We start from the raw sequence: 18,260 nt of genomic DNA, 5'->3' as shown, positions 1-18,260 counted from the left end.
TAACGCCGGCTTAACATCCGGTCACAAACAGTGCTGCGGCCATCAAATCGCCGCCGTTCATTTCGACGCTCGGTTTTTTGACCCAGCCCGAAGAATTGCCATGCGCCTTCCGATCATCATATTCATTCTCGCCGTCGCCATCGGCGCCGCCGTCACGGCTTACATTGCCCCGAACGAACGGCTGAACAGCCTCGTTGAAAAGATGCCGGAGGGCCTTCGCGTGGCCTGGGCCAAGACCGAGGTCATCGAGGACCTCTTCACCCACAGGGCCGTGACCTTTTCGCCGTCTGACGAGGACGAGGTCGAGCCCGTGGCGCAAAGCCCGATACCGCCCGCCGCCGGGATCACGATCGGTCACTGGCGCTACAATTGCGACGAGCAAGCGCGCCGGCAGGCCGACTGCTCGATCACCCACCAGGTGGCGGAGGAGGATGGCAATGTGCGATTTTCCTGGCGGATCGCGGTCGAACCCGGCGGCGGCTTCCGCTCAACCTGGCAGACCGCGACGGGCGTGCGCGTCGACCGGGGTATCGTCTTTGAGGCCGGCGACGAACAACCGCTCAACCTGTCCTACTCGTCCTGCGTGGACCGGTATTGCGAATCCGCCACCGAACTGGACGAAAAGTATGTCGAGGCGCTGCTGCAGGCCGACCGGGCGAGCGCGACGGTCCGCGATCCGCAGGACAGGCCGGTCAAATACACCATCAGCGTCAACGGGCTCGCCGCGAGCCTGCGCATGCTTGGCGACGAGAGCAATAAAATCTAGCGATCGGCCGGCCGCGGCTGTCCACAATTTATTCAGAAAGACTGTGCTTTTGTGACACAAGTCGTTGGCGATACATCAGTTTGTACTGTGCCGACGACTTGACCTTGTCAGCGGGAGTTTCGATACTGCTTGCGCGGCGCCGTTGTGAAACAGAGGACGGCAACTGGCAACGCAGTGACGACGTGCCGTTGCGCCAGCACCGGCACATCGGGGACGGCAAACACAGGAGTAGATCGATGAGGGCATTGATAATTGCAGTTCTCGCGGCCGCGACACTGACGGCTTGCACGACTGCCGAAAAAACTGCGTCCGGCGCGGGCATAGGCGCCGTGGTCGGCGGCGCGGTCACGAACAGCGCCGGCGGCGCGGTGGTCGGTGCGCTGATCGGCGGCTTTGGCACCTATCTCGCCGAAACCGGTGACGGCATGTGCCAGTACCGCAATTCGAGAGGACAGGTCTACACGGCCCGCTGCCACTGGCTGTAGGGTTGTTTGAACTGCACCGGGAACCGAATGGCTCCGGAGGCGGGCCACTCCCGGCGGCCCCGAAACAACTCCGGACCTGATGAGGGATCGGTACCACACGTCGGGCGCAACACTGTTCTGACTTCCGTGCAGACCGGATTGCGCGACACACCGACAACAAAAGGATGGATAAATGAGAGCTCTGATTATTGCAGTAGTCGCCGCCGCTTCACTGTCGGCATGCACGACGACGGAGAAGACCGCGACCGGTGCGGGCGTGGGCGCGGCGGTCGGCGCCGTTGCGACCAACAGTGTCGGCGGGGCGGTTGTCGGCGCATTGATCGGCGGTTTCGGCACCTATCTCGCAACGACCGCGGACGGCCGCTGCCAGTACCGCAATTCGCGCGGGCAGGTCTACACCACGCGCTGCCACTACCGCTAGCAGCCGGCAATCAGAAAATACCGGAAGGCGGAGAACCCGTCTTCCGGACAGCCCGCGTGGCCACTATCCAGTCGGCCGGGCTCTCAGATGTTCGACTTCTGAAACGGCACAACAAGCCGAAGCGGCGTCAGTCCAATTGATCCGCCAAAGCCTGCGCTTCTTCCCGAGAGAACAATCCCGTAATGTGGACGTATTCGCCGGAAATCGGCTCCAGTATCGTCGGGTCGGCGACAACAGCCCCGCCCACGACAATGCGCATTGTCCTGCCGGTATTGAGCGCTGTAATGCGTTCAAATTCGTCCAACCGGCTCGGCGGCAATTTGATCTGAACAGCGTGGTTCCCGCCGAGAGACTCAACGACTTCGACTGAAATTTCTTCACTGTCGAAATCGAGTTTCGATACCACCTTGTCTTTGTCGACAATCTGGAAACTGAGATCGGCCGCGCACACGGCGGCGGGAAAAACGACAAACGAAAGCAACGCCGCGACAAGCGTTCTCATCATAGGCCGAGCGTTCACAACCAGCTCTCCACCTGAGTTGACAGCCATGTGCCGACACAAGGCTCGGCGCTAGTTCGGGTAGAGCTTGAACTTGGCACCCAGCCGGATGGTATGGCTCGACGGCTCGATCGTCGCCAGGGTGCCGATGTCGACATCCTCATAGATCGTGTAGCGGTATTCGACATAGGCGCTGGTGCGTTCGCTCAGCGCCAGTTCCGTCCCGCTGCCGATCGACAGCGCATTCACCTCGACATCGGTTGAAAGGGCAGGCACCGACAACGATGCCGACAGGCGCTGCCACGTGTAGCCCCCGATGACATAGCCGAGCGTGTAGTCATTGAACTTGCGGCCCACCCGCACCAGCGCGTCGAAGCCGAAATCGTCGGCTTCGGCGGTGATTGTCGCCCCGCCGAATGTCGCGCTCGAGGATGCGCCGATATATTCCGCGGCCAATACGACGCCGGCCAGCCAGCGCTCTCCGAACTCGCGGTCGTAGCCGATATTGATCTCGCCAAGGTAGCCTTCCGTTCCGAAGCCGTCGAAGGTCGAACCGCCGACGGTCACCTTGTTCAATGAAGCGCCCACACTGACCGCAGCGCCGATCTTGACGCCGGACCATTCGTGAACGAAGGGGGTCCGGCTGTACTCGGACGGGCCGCCGCCGAAGCGGTAGTTGATGCCGGTATGAAAGGTGTGCGCCACCGGATCGATGCTGGCGCCGCCGAGCGCGGCGACGGCGTTTCCGGAATAGCTCGAATAGCGGTACCCCGAACTCCAGGTCCAGTTCTTGCGCAGGGCCGTTTCGGTGCCGACGCCGACGACATAGCCGCTGTCACTCCAATCGGTGGAGAAGGCGGGCAGCGTGGAACTCAGCTCGAAATGCTGCCAGCTGTAACCGCCCAGCACATAGGCCATGGTCCGCGGCGTGACGGCATAACCCAGCCGCCCGATGACGTCGAAGCCGTAATCCGCCTTCAGTTCGGACGAAAAGCCGACACCCGGGATGGTCCAGGACGTGTCGATATCGCCGTAGCGGCCGACGACCGCGCCCCCGACGACCAAACCGTTCGAGAACATGTGGTCGTAGCCGGCGGTGACCGAGCCGCCGAACCCGCTTCCGCCGACGCCTGAAATGGATGTTCCGAGCGCCGGAACGGTGACTTCGTCGATAACGTAGCCGGTCACTGCGCCGACGCCGGCGTAAAAACCGCTCCAGTCGTAGACGCTGGTCTGGCTGGTGAGCACCTGTGAAGGCGAGAATGGGAAATAGTCGGCCTTGGCCGTTGCCGTTGCCGCCGCAAGGGCAAAACAGATAATCGGGAAATGAGTTTTCATCGCCGCCGCACGCTTGTGTAAATGTTGGTGCCCCCGCGCCATTGATAACCCGGCAAACGGCCAATGCATAGGGTCATTTGTTGCACGATGGCAACGATTTCCGGCAATCGTCGATCCCGATCAGTATTTTTGCGGCACGTAAAGCTCGTGCGGCAACACCTTGCGCTCGTAGTCCGGATTGAAAACCCGGTCGGGAAGCGACACCTCCTCATGCGGCACGTCCGTGTAGGGAATCTGCTGCAGGAAGTGGTCCATGCAGTTGAGCCGCGCCCGCTTCTTGTCATTGCCCTCGACGATGTACCAGGGCGCTTCCGATATGTTGGTGCGGGCGAACATTTCCTCCTTGGCCTTGGTGTAGTCCTCCCAGCGCACCCGCGACTGCAGGTCCATGGGGCTGAGCTTCCACTGCTTGAGCGGATCGTGGATGCGCATGAGGAACCGAAGCTGCTGTTCCTCGTCCGTGATCGAGAACCAGTATTTGATCAGGATGATGCCGGACCGCACCAGCATGCGCTCGAATTCCGGAACGTCCCGGAAGAACTGTTCCACCTCGTCTTCGGAGGCGAACCCCATCACCCGCTCGACGCCGGCCCGGTTGTACCAGGAGCGGTCGAACAGCACGATCTCGCCGCCGGCCGGCAGGTGCGGCACGTAGCGCTGGAAATACCATTGCGTCTTCTCGCGGTCGTTCGGAGCGGGCAACGCTACGACGCGGGCAACGCGCGGGTTGAGACGCTGGGTGATGCGCTTGATGACACCGCCCTTCCCGGCCGAATCGCGCCCCTCGAAGATCACCACGATCTTGGATTTCGTGTACGACACCCAGTCCTGCAACTTGATCAGCTCGGACTGCAGCGTGAGCAACTGGCGGAAATACTCGGCCCGCGGAATCGTCGGCGGATGCATCTGCCGGTAGATGCGGCGGATCTCCAGCGACAGCGCCGGTTCCGACATCTCCAGCTCGTAGTCCTCGTCAAGCGTGTCGGCCAGCTCCGCCTCCAGCCAGTCCATGTTCTCTTCGTCGTGTTCCGGCGCCATTCCGTACTCCCTTCACATGGTGGACCGAAAGCCCGTGCATTTTCAGCCGCATGACCTCGTCCCATGCTAACCCGGTAGCATCACACAAATGCAACGGTTTTGCAGCGGTTTCAACAGGATCGCGGAAAGGGCCCGGAAGCGTCGGACGGCACGCCTCCGGACCGTGCGGCGATATCAGATGAAAAGCCCGGTTTTCTGAAATTTCGTGACATCGACGAGGCCGAGATCCGATATGCGCAACTCGGGAATGACCACCAGTGCCAGCAGGGAGTGCTGCATGTAGGCATTGTTCAGCGTGCAGCCGCAGGCTTCCATCGCGGAGACCATCGCCGATGCCTTCTGGGCGACGATTTCGGAGCGTTCGTCCGACATCAGCCCTGCGATCGGCAACTCAACGGTCGCAAGTTCCTCGCCGTTGCTGAAAACGGTGATTCCGCCGCCCACCTTGCCCAGGTGATTTGCGGCAAGCGCCATATCGGCCCTCGACGTGCCGATAACGATCATGTGGTGGCTGTCATGGGCGACCGTGGATGCCACGGCGCACGGCCTGTTGTAACCGAAGCCCGAGACGAAGCCGTTGACCACCTCTCCGGTCGAGCGATGGCGTTCAACAAGCGCGATCTGGCAGACGTCATTTTCCGGGTCCATCTGAACGAGCCCGCCATCAACCCGCAATTCGGCCTCCAGCGCCCTGGTCGGCGCCTGGTTCTCGATCACGCCGATCACCCGCGCTCTAACTTGCGCGGTGCCTTCCGGTGCCGGGATGTCAAAATCCGCCGCTTCGATCCGCTTGCCCAGCCGGACGGTGTTCCTTGCAAAGTCGGGATAATTCGCCTCGGGAATATCGGCGACCAGCACGCCGTCCCTGGCCAGCACCTGCCCGCGCGCGATCACCATCTCAACCGGCAGCGTTGGCAGATCGCTGGTCAGGATGATGTCGGCGCGGCGACCGGGCGCAATCGAACCGAATTCCCGCTCCATTCCAAAATGCTGAGCCGTATTCAGCGTCGCCATCTGGATGGCCGTTACCGGCTTCAGCCCCTGTGCCATGGCATGGCGCAGCACGCGATTCATGTGGCCGTCATTGACCAGCGTGCCGGAATGGCTGTCATCCGTGCACAGGATGAAGTTGCGCGGATCGATCCCGTCTTCCGTGACCGCCTTGATCTGGGCCGCCACATCGTACCATGCCGAACCCAGCCGCAACATCGCCCGCATGCCCTGCCGGATCCGCGCAACCGCATCTTCCTTGCGCGTGCCCTCGTGGTCGTCGGCCGGCCCGCCCGCCGCATAGCCGTGAAACATCAGGCCAAGGTCCGGCGACGCGAAATGGCCGCCCACGGTCTTACCGGCGATCTGTGTGGCGGCGATCTCGCCGAGCATTTTCGGATCGTTCATCGCGACACCAGGAAAATTCATCATTTCCCCGAGCCCGCAGGTGTTGGGCCACGACAGCGCTTCCTTGACATCGTCGACGCTGAATTCCGCTCCGGCATTTTCCAGGCCGGGCGCCGAGGGAACGCAACTCGGAACCTGCACCAGAACGTTGATCGGCAGACTGGCGGCGTCGTCATGCATGAGCCTGACGCCATCGAGCCCGAGCACATTGGCGATTTCATGCGGGTCGATGAACATCGTAGTCGTCCCGTGCGGAATAACCGCGCGGGCAAATTCCGTCACGGTCACCATGCCGCTCTCGACATGCATGTGCCCGTCGCAAAGCCCGGGAACGAGATAGCGTCCATCCGCCTCGATCACCTGCGTGTCCGGACCGGTTGCGTGCGATGCGTCCGCTCCGACGAAAGCGATCCTGCCCGCGGCGATGGCGACATCGGTATTGTCGACGATTTCGCCGGAATACACATTGACCCATTTGCCGCCGCGAATGACGGTATCGGCCGCCGTGCGGCCCATCGCGACATCGATCAGTCTGGGTGCGCACTCGCTCCAGGTCGGCATTGTCATGGGTCTTTCCTCCAATTCCATTTGCGGGCGAGACGCGCATCGTCTGCGCGGTCAGCCCCAGCATACGGCTATGTTAGCCGATCCGCAGCACGGCAACAGGCCGCTTATCGGTGGCATACGGACCGTCGTGAGCCCTGCCCAAAAAAGCAAGGCCGACAACGCTTTGCAGCGTTGCCGGACCAGGCTCGGCGGAGCCCCGACCGAAAAGCCGGGGCCCGGATTTCTCTTAGTTGGATTCGTCCGGTTTCGGGATCGAACCCTGCATATGGCCGGACATGCCGCCCGACACCTCCTCGACCGACTCATCCGCCAGTTCCTCCGGCAGGATCAGGTTGAGCACGATGGCGATCAGCGCCGCCGGCAACAGCCCGGACGTGAGCAGGATGCGCACCGTCTCGTGCGTGTATTGCACGGACTTCGGATCCAGCTGAAGACCGAGGCCGATTGACAGCGCGATGGCGAAGATCACCATGTTGCGGCGGTTCCAGTGGACATCCGAAAGCATCGAGATGCCCGCCGCCACGACCATGCCGAACATGACGATCACGCCGCCGCCGAGGACTTCGATCGGGACCGTGCGGATGACGGCGCCGACTTTCGGTATCAGTCCGCAGACGATCAGGAAGATCGCCCCGAAGGTGACGACATGGCGGCTCATCACACCGGTCATGGCGATCAGCCCGACATTCTGGCTGAACGACGTGTTGGGCAGGCCGCCGAAGATACCGGCAACGGCGGATCCGACGCCATCGGCATAGGTGGCGCCACGGATCTCGTGGTCGGTCGCTTCACGCCCCGCACCACCTTTGGTGATGCCCGAAACGTCACCGACGGTCTCGACCGCCGATACAAACGCCATCAGGCAGAAACCGATGACCGCGGCGATAGAGAACTCGAAGCCGTATTTGAACGGCTGCGGCAGCGCGAAGGCCGAGGCATTGCTCCAACTGGCCGCGATGGCGTCCGTGGAAATGATGCCGACCAGCAGCGCATAGACATAGCCCGCAATGATGCCGAGCAGCACCGCCGAGACGGCCAGCATGCCGCGCGCGTAGAATTTGAGGCCGAGCGTCACGATAATCACGACGAGCGCCGCGGACCAGTTGAGCAGGCTGCCATACTCGGGATGATCGACGGCCGGAACGCCGCCGACCGCGTACTGGATGCCGACCTTGACGAGCGCCAGCCCGATCATCATCACAACCAGCCCGGTCACCAGCGGCGGTAACGCGAAGCGGATCTTGCCGATCACCGTTCCCAAGAGTGCATGGAAGATGCCGCCGATCAGCACGCCGCCGAACAGCGCGGCGAGCCCGTCGACACCCTTACCCGCGACGATCGGAATCATGATCGGCAGGAACGCGAAGCTGGTGCCCTGGACGACGGGCAGCGCGGCCCCGATCGGTCCGATCGTGATCGTCTGCAAAAGGGTCGCTAAGCCGGCGAACAGCATCGACATCTGGATGAGATAAAGCAGTTCCGGGAAATCGGGCGAGTTGGAACCGAAGCCGAAACCGGCCGCGCCCGCCACGATGATGGCCGGCGTCACGTTGGAGACGAACATCGCCAACACGTGCTGAATACCCAGCGGAACCGCCTTGTAAAGTGGCGGCGTATAATTCGGGTCTTTGAGCTGTTCCGGGGTCCCCAACCCCGTGTGGGCATCAGCCATGGCAAATCCTCCCATTGTCGGCCAGACAAAACGATTCTTGGCCGCAGCAACGGAAAGGCGCTCCGCCGTGGCGACGTCCAATGGCTGGATAACCGGGTTGTGGACCCTACTCCCCTCGGATCCCGTTCCCCCTGAACAAATGGGCTTAAATCAATACGGCCGGTCGATCCGGCGCCCGCGCGTCCGCAGCCATTCGACTCTGCAAGAATCACTCCCGGTGAATAGTCTACCGGATGCACACGGTGCCATTTTCAAAATTCGGTTGAATTACTTTCACGCACACAGTGCGTTTGACGCCCTACCGGGCAGAGACCGGCCGGTGGATCGAACCCGAAGAAAGGGGCAAATTGAGCGGGTCTGCCGTATCACCGGCTTGTTTCCAGATCTCAAGCTGTTATCGATGAGGAGAAAGCGGTGCGGGGGGCCGGCAGATGAGTCTTGAGCAGATTGAGCTATTCGCGCTCTTCGCCGCCGTCTTCGCCATGCTGTTCTGGGGCCGCTGGCGCTACGATCTGGTGGCCTTCAGCGCCCTGCTGGTCGCATTGGTGCTCGGCCTTGTGCCCACCGATCAGGCGTTTTCCGGTTTCGGCCACCCGGCGACGATCATCGTCGCGCTGGTGCTCGTCGTCTCGCGCGGGCTGCTCAATTCCGGCGCCATCGATATCATCACCCGCCGGCTGATCGACGCCGGCCGGAGCACGGCGGCGCATATCGCCGTCATGAGCGGCGTCGGCGCGGTGCTGTCGGCCTTCATGAACAATGTCGCCGCCATGGCGCTCCTGATGCCGGTCGACCTGCAGGCCGCCAGGAAGGCCGGCCGCCCGATCCGCCGCACGCTCATGCCTCTGTCCTTCGCCACCATTCTCGGCGGCATGGTCACGCTGATCGGAACGCCCCCCAACATCATTATCGCCTCCTTTCGCGAGCGTGCCCTCGGCGCGCCCTTCGGCATGTTCGATTTCACCCCCGTCGGCGGCACCGTCGCGCTGATCGGCATCGCCTTCGTCGCCCTCATCGGCTGGCGTCTGATTCCGAAGGGCGAAGGCGACGACGCACCGTCGGAGAACCTGCGCGCCTTTGAAGGCTACCTTGCCGAACTCGTCGTGCCCGAAGGCTCAAAGGCCGTCGATCAGGAGGTCCGTGACCTCTACCCCATCGGCGACGAGGACGATGTCGCCATTCTCGGCGTCATCAGGAACGGCAAGCGGCTGGGCGGTTTTTCGTCGACCGTGGTTCTGCGCGCCAACGACATGCTGATCGTCGAGGCCAATGCCGAGGACATCGACCGTTTCCGCGGATCGCTCGGCCTTGAGTTCCTGGGCGAACGACCGAGCGAGAAGGCCGCCGCCGGCGACCTTTCCCTGATAGAGGTGGTGGTGCCGCGCGAGTCGCGCATTGCCGGCCGTTCCGCCATTTCCATGCGGCTACGGGCGCGCCGCGGTGTCACGCTTCTGGGCATTTCCAGGGGCGGCAAGCGCTTCGCCAAGCGCGTCCGGCACGAGACGGTGCGGGCCGGCGACATCCTGCTGCTGCTCGGTCCCGAGGACCGCCTGCAGGATATGGCAAGCTGGCTGGGCGTCCTGCCTTTGGCCGAGCGCGGTCTTAATGTCACGCAGCACCGCAAGGCCTGGCTGGCGGTCGGCGTCTTTGCCGCGGCCATCGCCGTTTCGGCCTTCGGCCTGCTTTACCTCGCCACCGCCCTGGCGATCGTCGTCGCCCTTTATGTCGTCCTCGACATCGTGCCGATCCGCAATGTCTACGACCATATCGAATGGCCGGTGGTGGTGCTGCTCGGCAGCATGATCCCGCTCGGCGTCGCGCTTGAGAACGCCGGCGGCACCGAGCTGATCGCCGGCGCCATTGTCGATCTCGCGGCCGGCCTGCCCGCCTGGGTGGTGCTGACCGTATTGATGGTAGTCGTCATGACGCTCTCGGATATCTTGAACAACACGGCAACGGCGATCATCGGCGCGCCGATTGCCGTCGACATCGCGGCGCGTCTCGACGCCAATCCCGACGGCTTCCTGATGGCCGTCGCCGTCGCCGCCTCCTGCGCCTTCCTCACCCCGATCGGCCACAAGAACAACACGCTGATCATGGGCCCCGGCGGCTACAAGTTCGGCGACTACTGGCGCACCGGCCTGCCGCTCGAAGTGGTGGTGGTTGCGGTTTCCGTGCCGGTCATCCTGGCGGTGTTTCCATTGTAGGGTCGTGTAGAGCAGCGGTTACGGCGCCGACCCCCGATGTCGCTCACCTCGGATCAGTAAACCCCGGCATTGAGCCTGGAAGCCGGCCGCGCGGAACATTCGAACGGACTAATCAGGATCGTTGAGATCGACAAGTCCGAAGAAAGTGAACCGGCTTTTGACCAGCCAGGAAACGCCGAACGAAACCAGTGCGATCGCCTCGAAGACGAACGTCAGATTGTAGTCGTTCCACCAACCCGGATCGAAGACGGCCTTGTACAAAAGAGCGACGATGCTAAGCACGATCAGCGCTCCTGAAACGGTGTAAACCATATTCCGCCAGTATTTCACCGGTGTCAGCTTTGTGTCGGAAAGGCGCTGTGTCTTGGTCTGATCGACCCGCGTGAAGACGTAGAGGGTGTAAAAGGCGATAAACCCGAAAACGACTGCGGCGCAGGCATAATGCACGGTGCCGACCTGCGAGAACAGCACGTAGGGATCGGAGCTCGTGAACGCGCGCCCAGGATACGATCCGGGCATGCAACCGTCACCGGTCGTCGGGAAGATCGCGACGCCAATGGCGGCCACTCCGGTGATATTGGCCAGGTTGCTCTCCCTTCTGGATTCGCCGCGATAGGCGATCAGGAAAGCGCCGATGAAGGCCAGGCTGCCGACAAGGACGTCCCCCAGCACCTGGTAGTAGTAATAGTGGCTGATGGAAAACAGAAAACACCCCTCGGAATCGAACAGCGAATAGATGAGCAGCACGAACGGCAGCCCCACCGCTATGATCCCGACCCAAAGGGCCAGCTTCCTTTGGTTGAGCTCGTACTGCGGGCGATCCTGCGCCATGTATTCAGGGTCCGGCTGATACCGGTCCGGCCCGATTTCAAAGGGACCGAATTTCGATGTCTGCGTCATCTGAATTCCTCCTGTATCTCAATTCACGGCAATCCGATGGGAACTATTGCCGCCGCGGCTCACGGAATGGCGATCGCAATGACGCCGTTTGCGTTCCGTTCGAGCCTCTCGAGTTCAAGCTTGTCCAGCACCTGGTCGACACCGTTTTGCTTCAGCAGCAGGAACAGTGAATGAACCTCCATCCTTTGGCCGGAAAGGCCGACGGTTCCGGATGTAAGGCTCAGCCCGCTTGATGCCGGAGCAAGCGTAAGGGTCGGTTTCGCCGAGCCGGACACGGTTGTGGTGAACTTGATCTCGTCCTTGAGGTCCTGGCTCGCGAACGCCTTGAAGGTGGTATCAATATTGGGAATGGCATCTTTCGGGACGCCGCTTGTTTTGGTCCTGACGATGACGCCGGCGAAAGTCGAGAACGTATCGAGCAGGTTGATCTTGCCGTATATGGGGTAGTGATAATTCGGCTTGTATGTGATGTCATGCTCATTGCACATGACCTTGCTGTGCTTTTGCTGAACATTCAGCTCCGGATCAAGAACGATCGCCTCGATCGTCTCTACGAGCTTGAATTTTCTTTCGTTTTGTCTTTGCCTCTTGTACTCGCCGCCGATACCGAACGTGGTTTTTCCGTTGTTGTTGAGCGGCCAGTTGAGATTGAGCAATCCACCCGTCAGGTCGTTGTCGACCGTCGATTTAAATGTGAATAGATATCCGACACCCGAATCGGCAAACTTCTCCACAACACCGAGTTCCTGCGCCAGCGAAAAGCTTTCGTCTTCGCGCTTGGGCAGGTATCGGCTCAGTTCCGGATCGAATTTTCCATTGTGGTAGTACGAGGAAATGATCCGGTCGAAACTCAGCCTGCCCTGTTCGTCGATGACCTTGTAGTAGACCTGCTCCTGCTCCGGCGTACGGCCCGGCTCGAAGAGCGGTTGCATGTCGTCCCTTATGAAACCCATAGTCACCTTGGCGATCGCCTGCCGGGCCTCGCACCGGATGCGCTGGACGATGGCCGTGGTGGTGGTGATTTCGCCCTCGTCTTCCGGAGTAATGCCCATGGCAAAATCCTCCGGAACCGGGCGGATCGCGCAGCTTGCAAGCGTAACGGAGAATAGGACGACCCCGATCTTGGATTTCAGCATCGTGGCTCGTAACATAGATTTGCCCCCCCAATATTAGCGACCATCCGTGCAGCATCGAATGGCTGTCCGGAATTGATGCGATGGCAGGGGAACCCCTCCCCGGGCCCCGGCGGCACACCAACTCTCGATTGAACAGAGCATCCGCTCCGTGATTTGTGCGTGAATCGTGACGGCCGGCGGGAATGCGGGCCAGCGGCCGGGAATGGTCACGTGTTGGAAAGGAGGCGGAAAATCACCTGACCTGACGACGGGCTAGTCAAAGCGTGCGGGTCAAATGGATAGAAATCAGCCCTTGCACAGACTATCCGACCAAATCGAAGACAGCGCCAAATACCCGAGATTTCTCAAATCTGCCTTCGATTTCTTCACTCACGATTATGCATCGCTCAAGTCGGGCAACACGAAAAAAGGTGCATATACGGCGTAGAATTTGTGTTTATAACCGACTTGGAAACACAACGAAAATCACCTGCGCGATCATGAGCAGCGTAAACTTCAAAGTCGGATCACGATTCGTCAACACACGTACCCCCGCATGAGCACCCAGACCCCCGACGCACCAACGCCGAGACCGGACATTGTCAGCAAAATCGGCATGGCCCTTGGCCCCCTGCTGTTCGTCGCCACTCTTTTGATCGGGCCGCCCGAAGGCTTGTCGCCGACCGGTTGGTCGATCGCCGGTCTGGCCGCCTGGATGGCGACATGGTGGATTACCGAGGCCGTCCCCCTGCCGGCGACGTCGCTTCTGCCGATCGTCATCATCCCCCTGGTCGGCGCCGGCACCGTGAACGAGGCGACCGAACCGTTCGCCAACCGCGTCGTGTTTCTTTTTCTCGGCGGCTTCCTGATCGCCATTGCGATCGAACGATGGGAGCTGCACCGCCGCCTGGCCTTGACCATCCTGACCCGGCTGCCCGGACGTCCCGATCTTCTGGTCGGCGGCTTCATGGCCGTATCCGCTTTCTTGAGCATGTGGATGTCGAACGTCGCGGCAACGCTGATGATGCTGCCGATCGGCCTTTCCGTTATCCGGCTGATGAACGATAACGGCGTCTCGGCCGGCCGCGACTTTTCGATGGCGCTGATGTTGGGTTTGGCCTACGCCGCCAGCGTCGGCGGGGTCGGCACGTTGATCGGTTCGGTGCCCAACGCCTTTGCCGCCGGCATGATGGACGAGGTTTACGGCATCCATGTCGGTTTCGGCGCGTGGATGGTCGCCGCCCTGCCGCTCAGCCTTTGCCTCCTTGCAATCACGTGGTTTCTGCTGTGCCACGTTATTTGCCGCCTGCCCAAAGAGGAACTGCCCGGCGCGCGCGCCATGATCGCGGAACGTCATGCCGAGCTTGGGCCCGTGACCACAGCCGAACGCCGTGTCGCGCTCGTCGCCGGCCTGACGGCTTTCCTGTGGATCTTCCGTCCGCTGATCGCCGACCTTCTGGGAACGTCCGCCCTGACCGATACGGGAATCGCCATCGGTGCGTCCGTCCTGCTTTTCGTGACACCGGCGGGCCACGGCAACGGAGACCGCCTGCTCGACTGGCCGACCGCCAAGCGCGTTCCGTGGGATATCCTGATCCTCTTCGGCGGCGGCCTGTCGCTCGCCGCCGCCGTTCAGGCGACCGGGCTGGCAGGCTGGATCGGCGCCGGCATGGAGGATCTCGCCGACTGGCCCATGATCATCGTCGTAGGGATCATCGTCGCCACGGTCATCTTCATGACCGAAATCGCCAGCAACACCGCGACATCGGCGACCTTCATCCCGATTGCCGCCGCATTGGCCCTGGTGTTCGCCGTCAGCCCCTTCGACCTTGCCGCGCCCGACGCGATCGCGGCCAGCTGCGCTTTCATGCTGCCGGTCGCAACGCCCCCCAACGCCATCGTCTACAGCAGCGGGGCCATATCGATCATGCAGATGGTCAGGGCCGGCATTCTGCTCAACGTTGTGGCGGTGATCCTGATCTCCGTCTACATGCCGTGGGCGATTGCGCTGGTCTTCGGCTAGCCGCGAACGGTCCGCATCCAATAGTGCCGATAATCAGACGGACAAGCGTCTAGTGCCGCGACACAAACGGGCGTTTTTGAACAAACTCCGACTTGTCGCCCCACCGCCTTTTCCAATCCATATTGATTTCGACACGCGCCCCCGAAGTGTTGTCCCAAGTGACCTCAAATCCTTCTTCCCGCAATGCAGACGCCAGAATCTGCCCGACTGCAACATAGTCACTTTCAGACGCGTCCATGTCGGTCGCTCCGAAGAAAAACAGAAGGCCGTCTCCCTCAAGCGCAGATGTCGTGTCTTGCTGGTGGTAAAAGACATACCCTTTCGGGGCCTTGCCCTTTGCGGCTTCGTCCTCGATTTCATCGACCATTTCCGCCGAACCGCATTGCGCGCAGCAGGTGAAGTCGTGGCGCGGTAAAACACCTTTTTCATAAAGTTCCTGAAACACCTGCTCCAACCGGTCGAAATCGGTCACTTCTGGCCAGGATTTTTGCTCTTCCAGAAGAGCCGCGATTTCCCTGTCTGCCAGTTCCGCCGGTGACACCTGGTCGGCATAGTCCTCACCTTCAATGTATTTGCCGATAAGGCCGACAATTTCATCGCGGTCGCTAAATCCCGCCCGAACGAGCTCCCTTGCATATTCCTCGACCCATTCGATCTCTTCTTCGGCCATAGGTGCTTCCTCTCCCCTGCTGCAACATGGTCATGATTACCAACATTTCGGTTATCAAAGGTCGATATTCAAGGCGCGTGCGGCGCAACGCAAGCGGTCGGCGCACCCGACCTTCCGATTTGTACTGCAGCAGCAAGACGGGGCAGTGTCGGGACGCAACACAAATTTGCGCAACTGACTGAGAACGAAAGCGGAAAACCCTGTTCGCCCGGAATTACGGTGACAGTTTACTAAATCCCCAATTCCTAAAGTTGATCCAGCACTACCGATCCAGCCGCCGGAAAACCCGACACCGGCACGACGAAGTGCCGATCGCAATGTCATGCAATGAAAAAACTCATGCCACGGAAAAACTGGTGGGTGAGCAGGGACTCGAACCCTGGACCCGCTGATTAAGAGTCAGCTGCTCTACCAACTGAGCTACACACCCACGAATTAAGAGAGGCCGGATATAGCCGCCCTGCCCTTTCCTGTCCAGTCGAATTTTCCCGGCCGATGTCAGTCGATCAGGAGCGCGCCCTCGGCAACCTTGACGGCGTTGCCGCCGATGCGGCCCTGGACGATCTTGCCGCCGTCGACCTCGAGATGCAGGTGGATCTTCGACGGCCGGCCCATCTCTACGCCCTGCTCGATGAGGATCGCGTGGTGGCCGTCGAGCAGCTCGTCGAACTGGTGGATCGCGCCGGAAAAGGCCGCCGCGGCCGAGCCCGTTGCCGGGTCCTCGTTGATGCCGGCATGCGGCGCGAACATGCGAGCGTGGAAATGCGCCTCGTGTGCGACGCCGCCACGGCAGTAGACGAAGGCGTCGGCAAGCTGCCCGTCGGCGATCGGCGCAAGCTGCTCCCACTGGCTCGCCTCGCATCGCGCCTTGGCCGCGACGGAAAGATCGTGCACCGGCACCATCAGGAAGGGAACGCCCGCGTTCCAGAACGAGATGTGGTGGTTCTCGAAGCCGATCTCGTGCGGCTCGAGCTGCAGGGCGGCGGCGACGACGTCCTTGCTGATCTCCACGTCGATGCGCGAGGAGAGCCGCGGCAGGTCGAACTCGGCGAAGCTTGCCTCGCCACGCTGCAGCTTGGCCACCGTGCGCACCGGCCCGACCCGCTCTTCAAGCACGTTCATCAGGTCAATATCGACCTCGTTGCCGCCGGATTTCCGCTCCGCCAGCGCAATCGCCGCACCGACCGTCGGATGGCCGGCGAAGGGAAGCTCGCGGCCCGGCGTGAAGATGCGCAGGGCCGCGCCGTGCGCCGGGTTCTCCGCCGGCAGGATGAACACCGTCTCGGACAGGTTGAACTCGCCGGCAATCTGCTGCATCGCCTCGTCCGACAGGCCCTCCGCCTCAAACACCACCGCCAGCGGGTTCCCGGTCAGCGGATCGGAGGAAAAAACGTCGTAGATGGCGTATTGGCGCGGCATAAGGACACTCCGTCTTGATGCTCCGGGCAGCACAATGGCACAGCTGTTTCGGAGCGGACAATCGAATTTTCGGCCTATCAGGGCCACAATTAATTTTGCGTTGCAGAAATACGCGAATACTGGGTCCGGGTCGCTTCACACCATATCAAGCGTCATGGCAACAGGACAGTGATCGGATGCCTTGGGCCGGTCCCAGCCGGTGCGCGGGTAGCGCTCGGCCGCCTGGCCCTCCGGAAACAGCGTGCGGAACGGCTGGCCGGCGCGGATGATCTCCGGAACGCGGCTGGCATTGCGCTCGGCCAGCGACGGCGACAAAAGCAGGTAGTCGAGCTGGCACAGGTGCCGCTCCTGCGGCCCGCGCGTGTGGAACAGCGTCCAGCGGTCGAGCGCGGGCCGTCGCTGGACGACATTCTCGGCAAAGCCGTCGGCGGTAAAGACGTCGATGGCGCTTGTCTCCTCGACCACCGGCTCGAAAGTATAGCCGTTGAACCGGTCACCCGAAATGAGCACCCGTTCCTGGTAGTCGTTCATGTCGCCGCAGACGATCCAGCGCTTCGACGCGGTCTTGTCCTTTCCGAAGCGGTTCTCGATGAGCCGGCGCACGGCCGCCGCCTCGGCGCTGCGCACCGCCATCGTCGCCGTGCGCCCGTCCATGCCGTTGCGGGGCGAGCCCATCGACTTGAAATGGACGACATAGAGCGTCAGCGGACGCCCGCCGACCTTGACGTCGATTTCCAGGCAGTCCCGCCGGAATACGGAATCGTGCGGCTGGTTCGTTTCGGCGATCGCGTCGTTGAACAGGTCGAGATCCGCATAGGTCAGATGCGCGTGGCTGGTCATGTCCTGGAATTCGATCGGCTGGCCGTCGCGCGTCTCCTCGCGCATCATGACGGCAACATCGATGCCGCGCCCGTCATTGCCGTCGACCATGTATTTGTGAATGTACCCGCGACCGATCATCTTGAAGAGGTAGCCGTATTCGAACGCCTTGAGGGCGTCCAGATTGTCGACCTCCTGCAGGCACAGGATATCGGCGGCGCTGTCGGCGATCGCCAGCGCCGTCAGTTGCCGCGTGTCATCGGTATGGGCGATGGCGCGCGCCTGTTCGAGCTGCCTGTACTCTTCCTTTGTGCGGATCTCGTAAAGCTGCAGGCTGCGGTCCTGTCGCAGTTCGTTGCGGAAGCCGGAAAAATCGAACCGGTTCATCAGGTTCTCGACATTGAATGTGGCGATCCGCAGCGACATCGTGTGCCCGTTATGGCTGGTGGCTTCCGACCGTTCCTGTTTAGACCGTTTCTTGGCTAGCTTGAAGCATTTGATGGCGGAAAATCGGTTCACTCGGCTAGGCGCGTCGCGCAGTGCGATGTGGGGCATCGGGCAAGCGGCGCAACAACGCCGATGGGCCGATTTCCCCACCGTTGAAAGAGGAGAAGATGTTGAAAACCAACATTGAATGGGCCGGGCGATTTTGGCCCCTGGCGTCGTTGGCTTGCACTTGTGGTGGGTTGGCACCACGGCGCGCAACCCGCCTAGCCAGCGACCAAAATCGCCACGGTCAAATGATTCAATCTAGCCAAGAAACGGTCTTGAGCCTCAACACGGGCTTGTCACGCAGGCTTGATGCGACTGCAAGGAAGACCGGCAAGCCACTGAAATCCGGCCAATAAATCGCACGGTCCGTTAAGGATCACTGCAATTGTGATCGTCCGCGGCAACGTGAAACCTTGCCAGCGTGCCAAACA

15 protein-coding genes and 1 tRNA gene are annotated in these 18,260 nt (G+C 61.4%); 5 read left to right on the top strand and 11 right to left on the bottom strand.

The annotated features are described in order from the left end of the window. Positions 1–100 precede the first annotated feature (100 nt). The 3 genes from E4M07_RS00825 (at position 101) to E4M07_RS00815 (ending at position 1,672) form a co-directional block, all read left to right on the top strand. The gene (locus E4M07_RS00825; RefSeq protein ID WP_136656391.1) at positions 101–766 is read left to right on the top strand and encodes an invasion associated locus B family protein; all 666 of its coding nucleotides are present in this window, start codon (positions 101–103) and stop codon (positions 764–766) included. Positions 767–1,002: 236 nt separating this feature from the next. Beyond that, positions 1,003–1,251 carry a hypothetical protein gene (locus E4M07_RS00820; protein ID WP_136656390.1) on the top strand — a complete coding sequence of 83 codons (249 nt, stop codon included), beginning with the start codon at positions 1,003–1,005 and terminating at the stop codon, positions 1,249–1,251. Between the two features lie 172 nt (positions 1,252–1,423). Beyond that, positions 1,424–1,672: a hypothetical protein gene (locus E4M07_RS00815; protein WP_136656389.1), complete on the top strand. Its 249-nt coding sequence runs from the start codon at positions 1,424–1,426 to the stop codon at positions 1,670–1,672. Between the two features lie 127 nt (positions 1,673–1,799). On the opposite strand, the gene E4M07_RS00810 is transcribed toward E4M07_RS00815, so the two are convergent. The 5 genes from E4M07_RS00810 to E4M07_RS00790 all read right to left on the bottom strand — a co-directional run bounded on the left by E4M07_RS00810 (position 1,800) and on the right by E4M07_RS00790 (position 8,184). Further along, positions 1,800–2,222 carry a hypothetical protein gene (locus E4M07_RS00810; RefSeq protein WP_136656388.1) on the bottom strand — a complete coding sequence of 141 codons (423 nt, stop codon included), beginning with the start codon at positions 2,220–2,222 and terminating at the stop codon, positions 1,800–1,802. 21 nt (positions 2,223–2,243) lie between these two features. Beyond that, positions 2,244–3,509, bottom strand: a complete 1,266-nt coding sequence (locus tag E4M07_RS00805; protein WP_169054043.1) for an outer membrane beta-barrel protein — start codon at positions 3,507–3,509, stop codon at positions 2,244–2,246. A gap of 120 nt (positions 3,510–3,629) precedes the next feature. After that, the gene (gene ppk2, locus E4M07_RS00800) at positions 3,630–4,547 is read right to left on the bottom strand and encodes a polyphosphate kinase 2 (RefSeq protein ID WP_136656386.1); all 918 of its coding nucleotides are present in this window, start codon (positions 4,545–4,547) and stop codon (positions 3,630–3,632) included. Positions 4,548–4,721: 174 nt separating this feature from the next. Then, the gene (gene ade / locus E4M07_RS00795; protein WP_136656385.1) at positions 4,722–6,512 is read right to left on the bottom strand and encodes an adenine deaminase; all 1,791 of its coding nucleotides are present in this window, start codon (positions 6,510–6,512) and stop codon (positions 4,722–4,724) included. A gap of 226 nt (positions 6,513–6,738) precedes the next feature. After that, complete coding sequence (locus tag E4M07_RS00790; protein WP_136656384.1) at positions 6,739–8,184, bottom strand: nucleobase:cation symporter-2 family protein; 1,446 nt, start codon at positions 8,182–8,184, stop codon at positions 6,739–6,741. A gap of 431 nt (positions 8,185–8,615) precedes the next feature. Between E4M07_RS00790 and E4M07_RS00785 the strand changes: the two genes are divergently transcribed. Next, entirely contained in the window at positions 8,616–10,391 is a 1,776-nt protein-coding gene (locus E4M07_RS00785) for an SLC13 family permease (RefSeq protein WP_136656383.1), read from the top strand. Positions 10,392–10,499: 108 nt separating this feature from the next. On the opposite strand, the gene E4M07_RS00780 is transcribed toward E4M07_RS00785, so the two are convergent. Continuing rightward, positions 10,500–11,291: a hypothetical protein gene (locus tag E4M07_RS00780; protein ID WP_136656382.1), complete on the bottom strand. Its 792-nt coding sequence runs from the start codon at positions 11,289–11,291 to the stop codon at positions 10,500–10,502. 59 nt (positions 11,292–11,350) lie between these two features. Beyond that, positions 11,351–12,442: a hypothetical protein gene (locus tag E4M07_RS00775; RefSeq protein ID WP_136656381.1), complete on the bottom strand. Its 1,092-nt coding sequence runs from the start codon at positions 12,440–12,442 to the stop codon at positions 11,351–11,353. A 520-nt stretch (positions 12,443–12,962) separates the two neighbouring features. Here E4M07_RS00775 and E4M07_RS00770 point away from each other — a divergent pair. Continuing rightward, the gene (locus tag E4M07_RS00770; RefSeq protein WP_136656380.1) at positions 12,963–14,429 is read left to right on the top strand and encodes a DASS family sodium-coupled anion symporter; all 1,467 of its coding nucleotides are present in this window, start codon (positions 12,963–12,965) and stop codon (positions 14,427–14,429) included. 49 nt (positions 14,430–14,478) lie between these two features. Here E4M07_RS00770 and E4M07_RS00765 read toward each other — a convergent pair whose 3' ends face one another. From E4M07_RS00765 to E4M07_RS00750, 4 genes are all read right to left on the bottom strand, one after another. After that, a complete protein-coding gene (locus tag E4M07_RS00765; RefSeq protein WP_136656379.1) occupies positions 14,479–15,099 on the bottom strand; it encodes a hypothetical protein in 621 nt (206 codons plus the stop codon). Between the two features lie 354 nt (positions 15,100–15,453). Further along, positions 15,454–15,529, bottom strand: a tRNA-Lys gene (locus tag E4M07_RS00760). Positions 15,530–15,597: 68 nt separating this feature from the next. Next, entirely contained in the window at positions 15,598–16,518 is a 921-nt protein-coding gene (locus tag E4M07_RS00755) for a PhzF family phenazine biosynthesis protein (protein ID WP_136656378.1), read from the bottom strand. A gap of 135 nt (positions 16,519–16,653) precedes the next feature. Further along, positions 16,654–17,763: an endonuclease/exonuclease/phosphatase family protein gene (locus tag E4M07_RS00750; RefSeq protein WP_136656377.1), complete on the bottom strand. Its 1,110-nt coding sequence runs from the start codon at positions 17,761–17,763 to the stop codon at positions 16,654–16,656. Positions 17,764–18,260 lie beyond the last annotated feature (497 nt).

This window comes from Nitratireductor sp. XY-223, from assembly GCF_004959855.1.
Classification (GTDB): domain Bacteria; phylum Pseudomonadota; class Alphaproteobacteria; order Rhizobiales; family Rhizobiaceae; genus Hoeflea_A.
The sequence above is the reverse complement of the archived record's forward strand: the minus strand, read 5'-3'. Positions and strand labels throughout refer to the sequence as shown.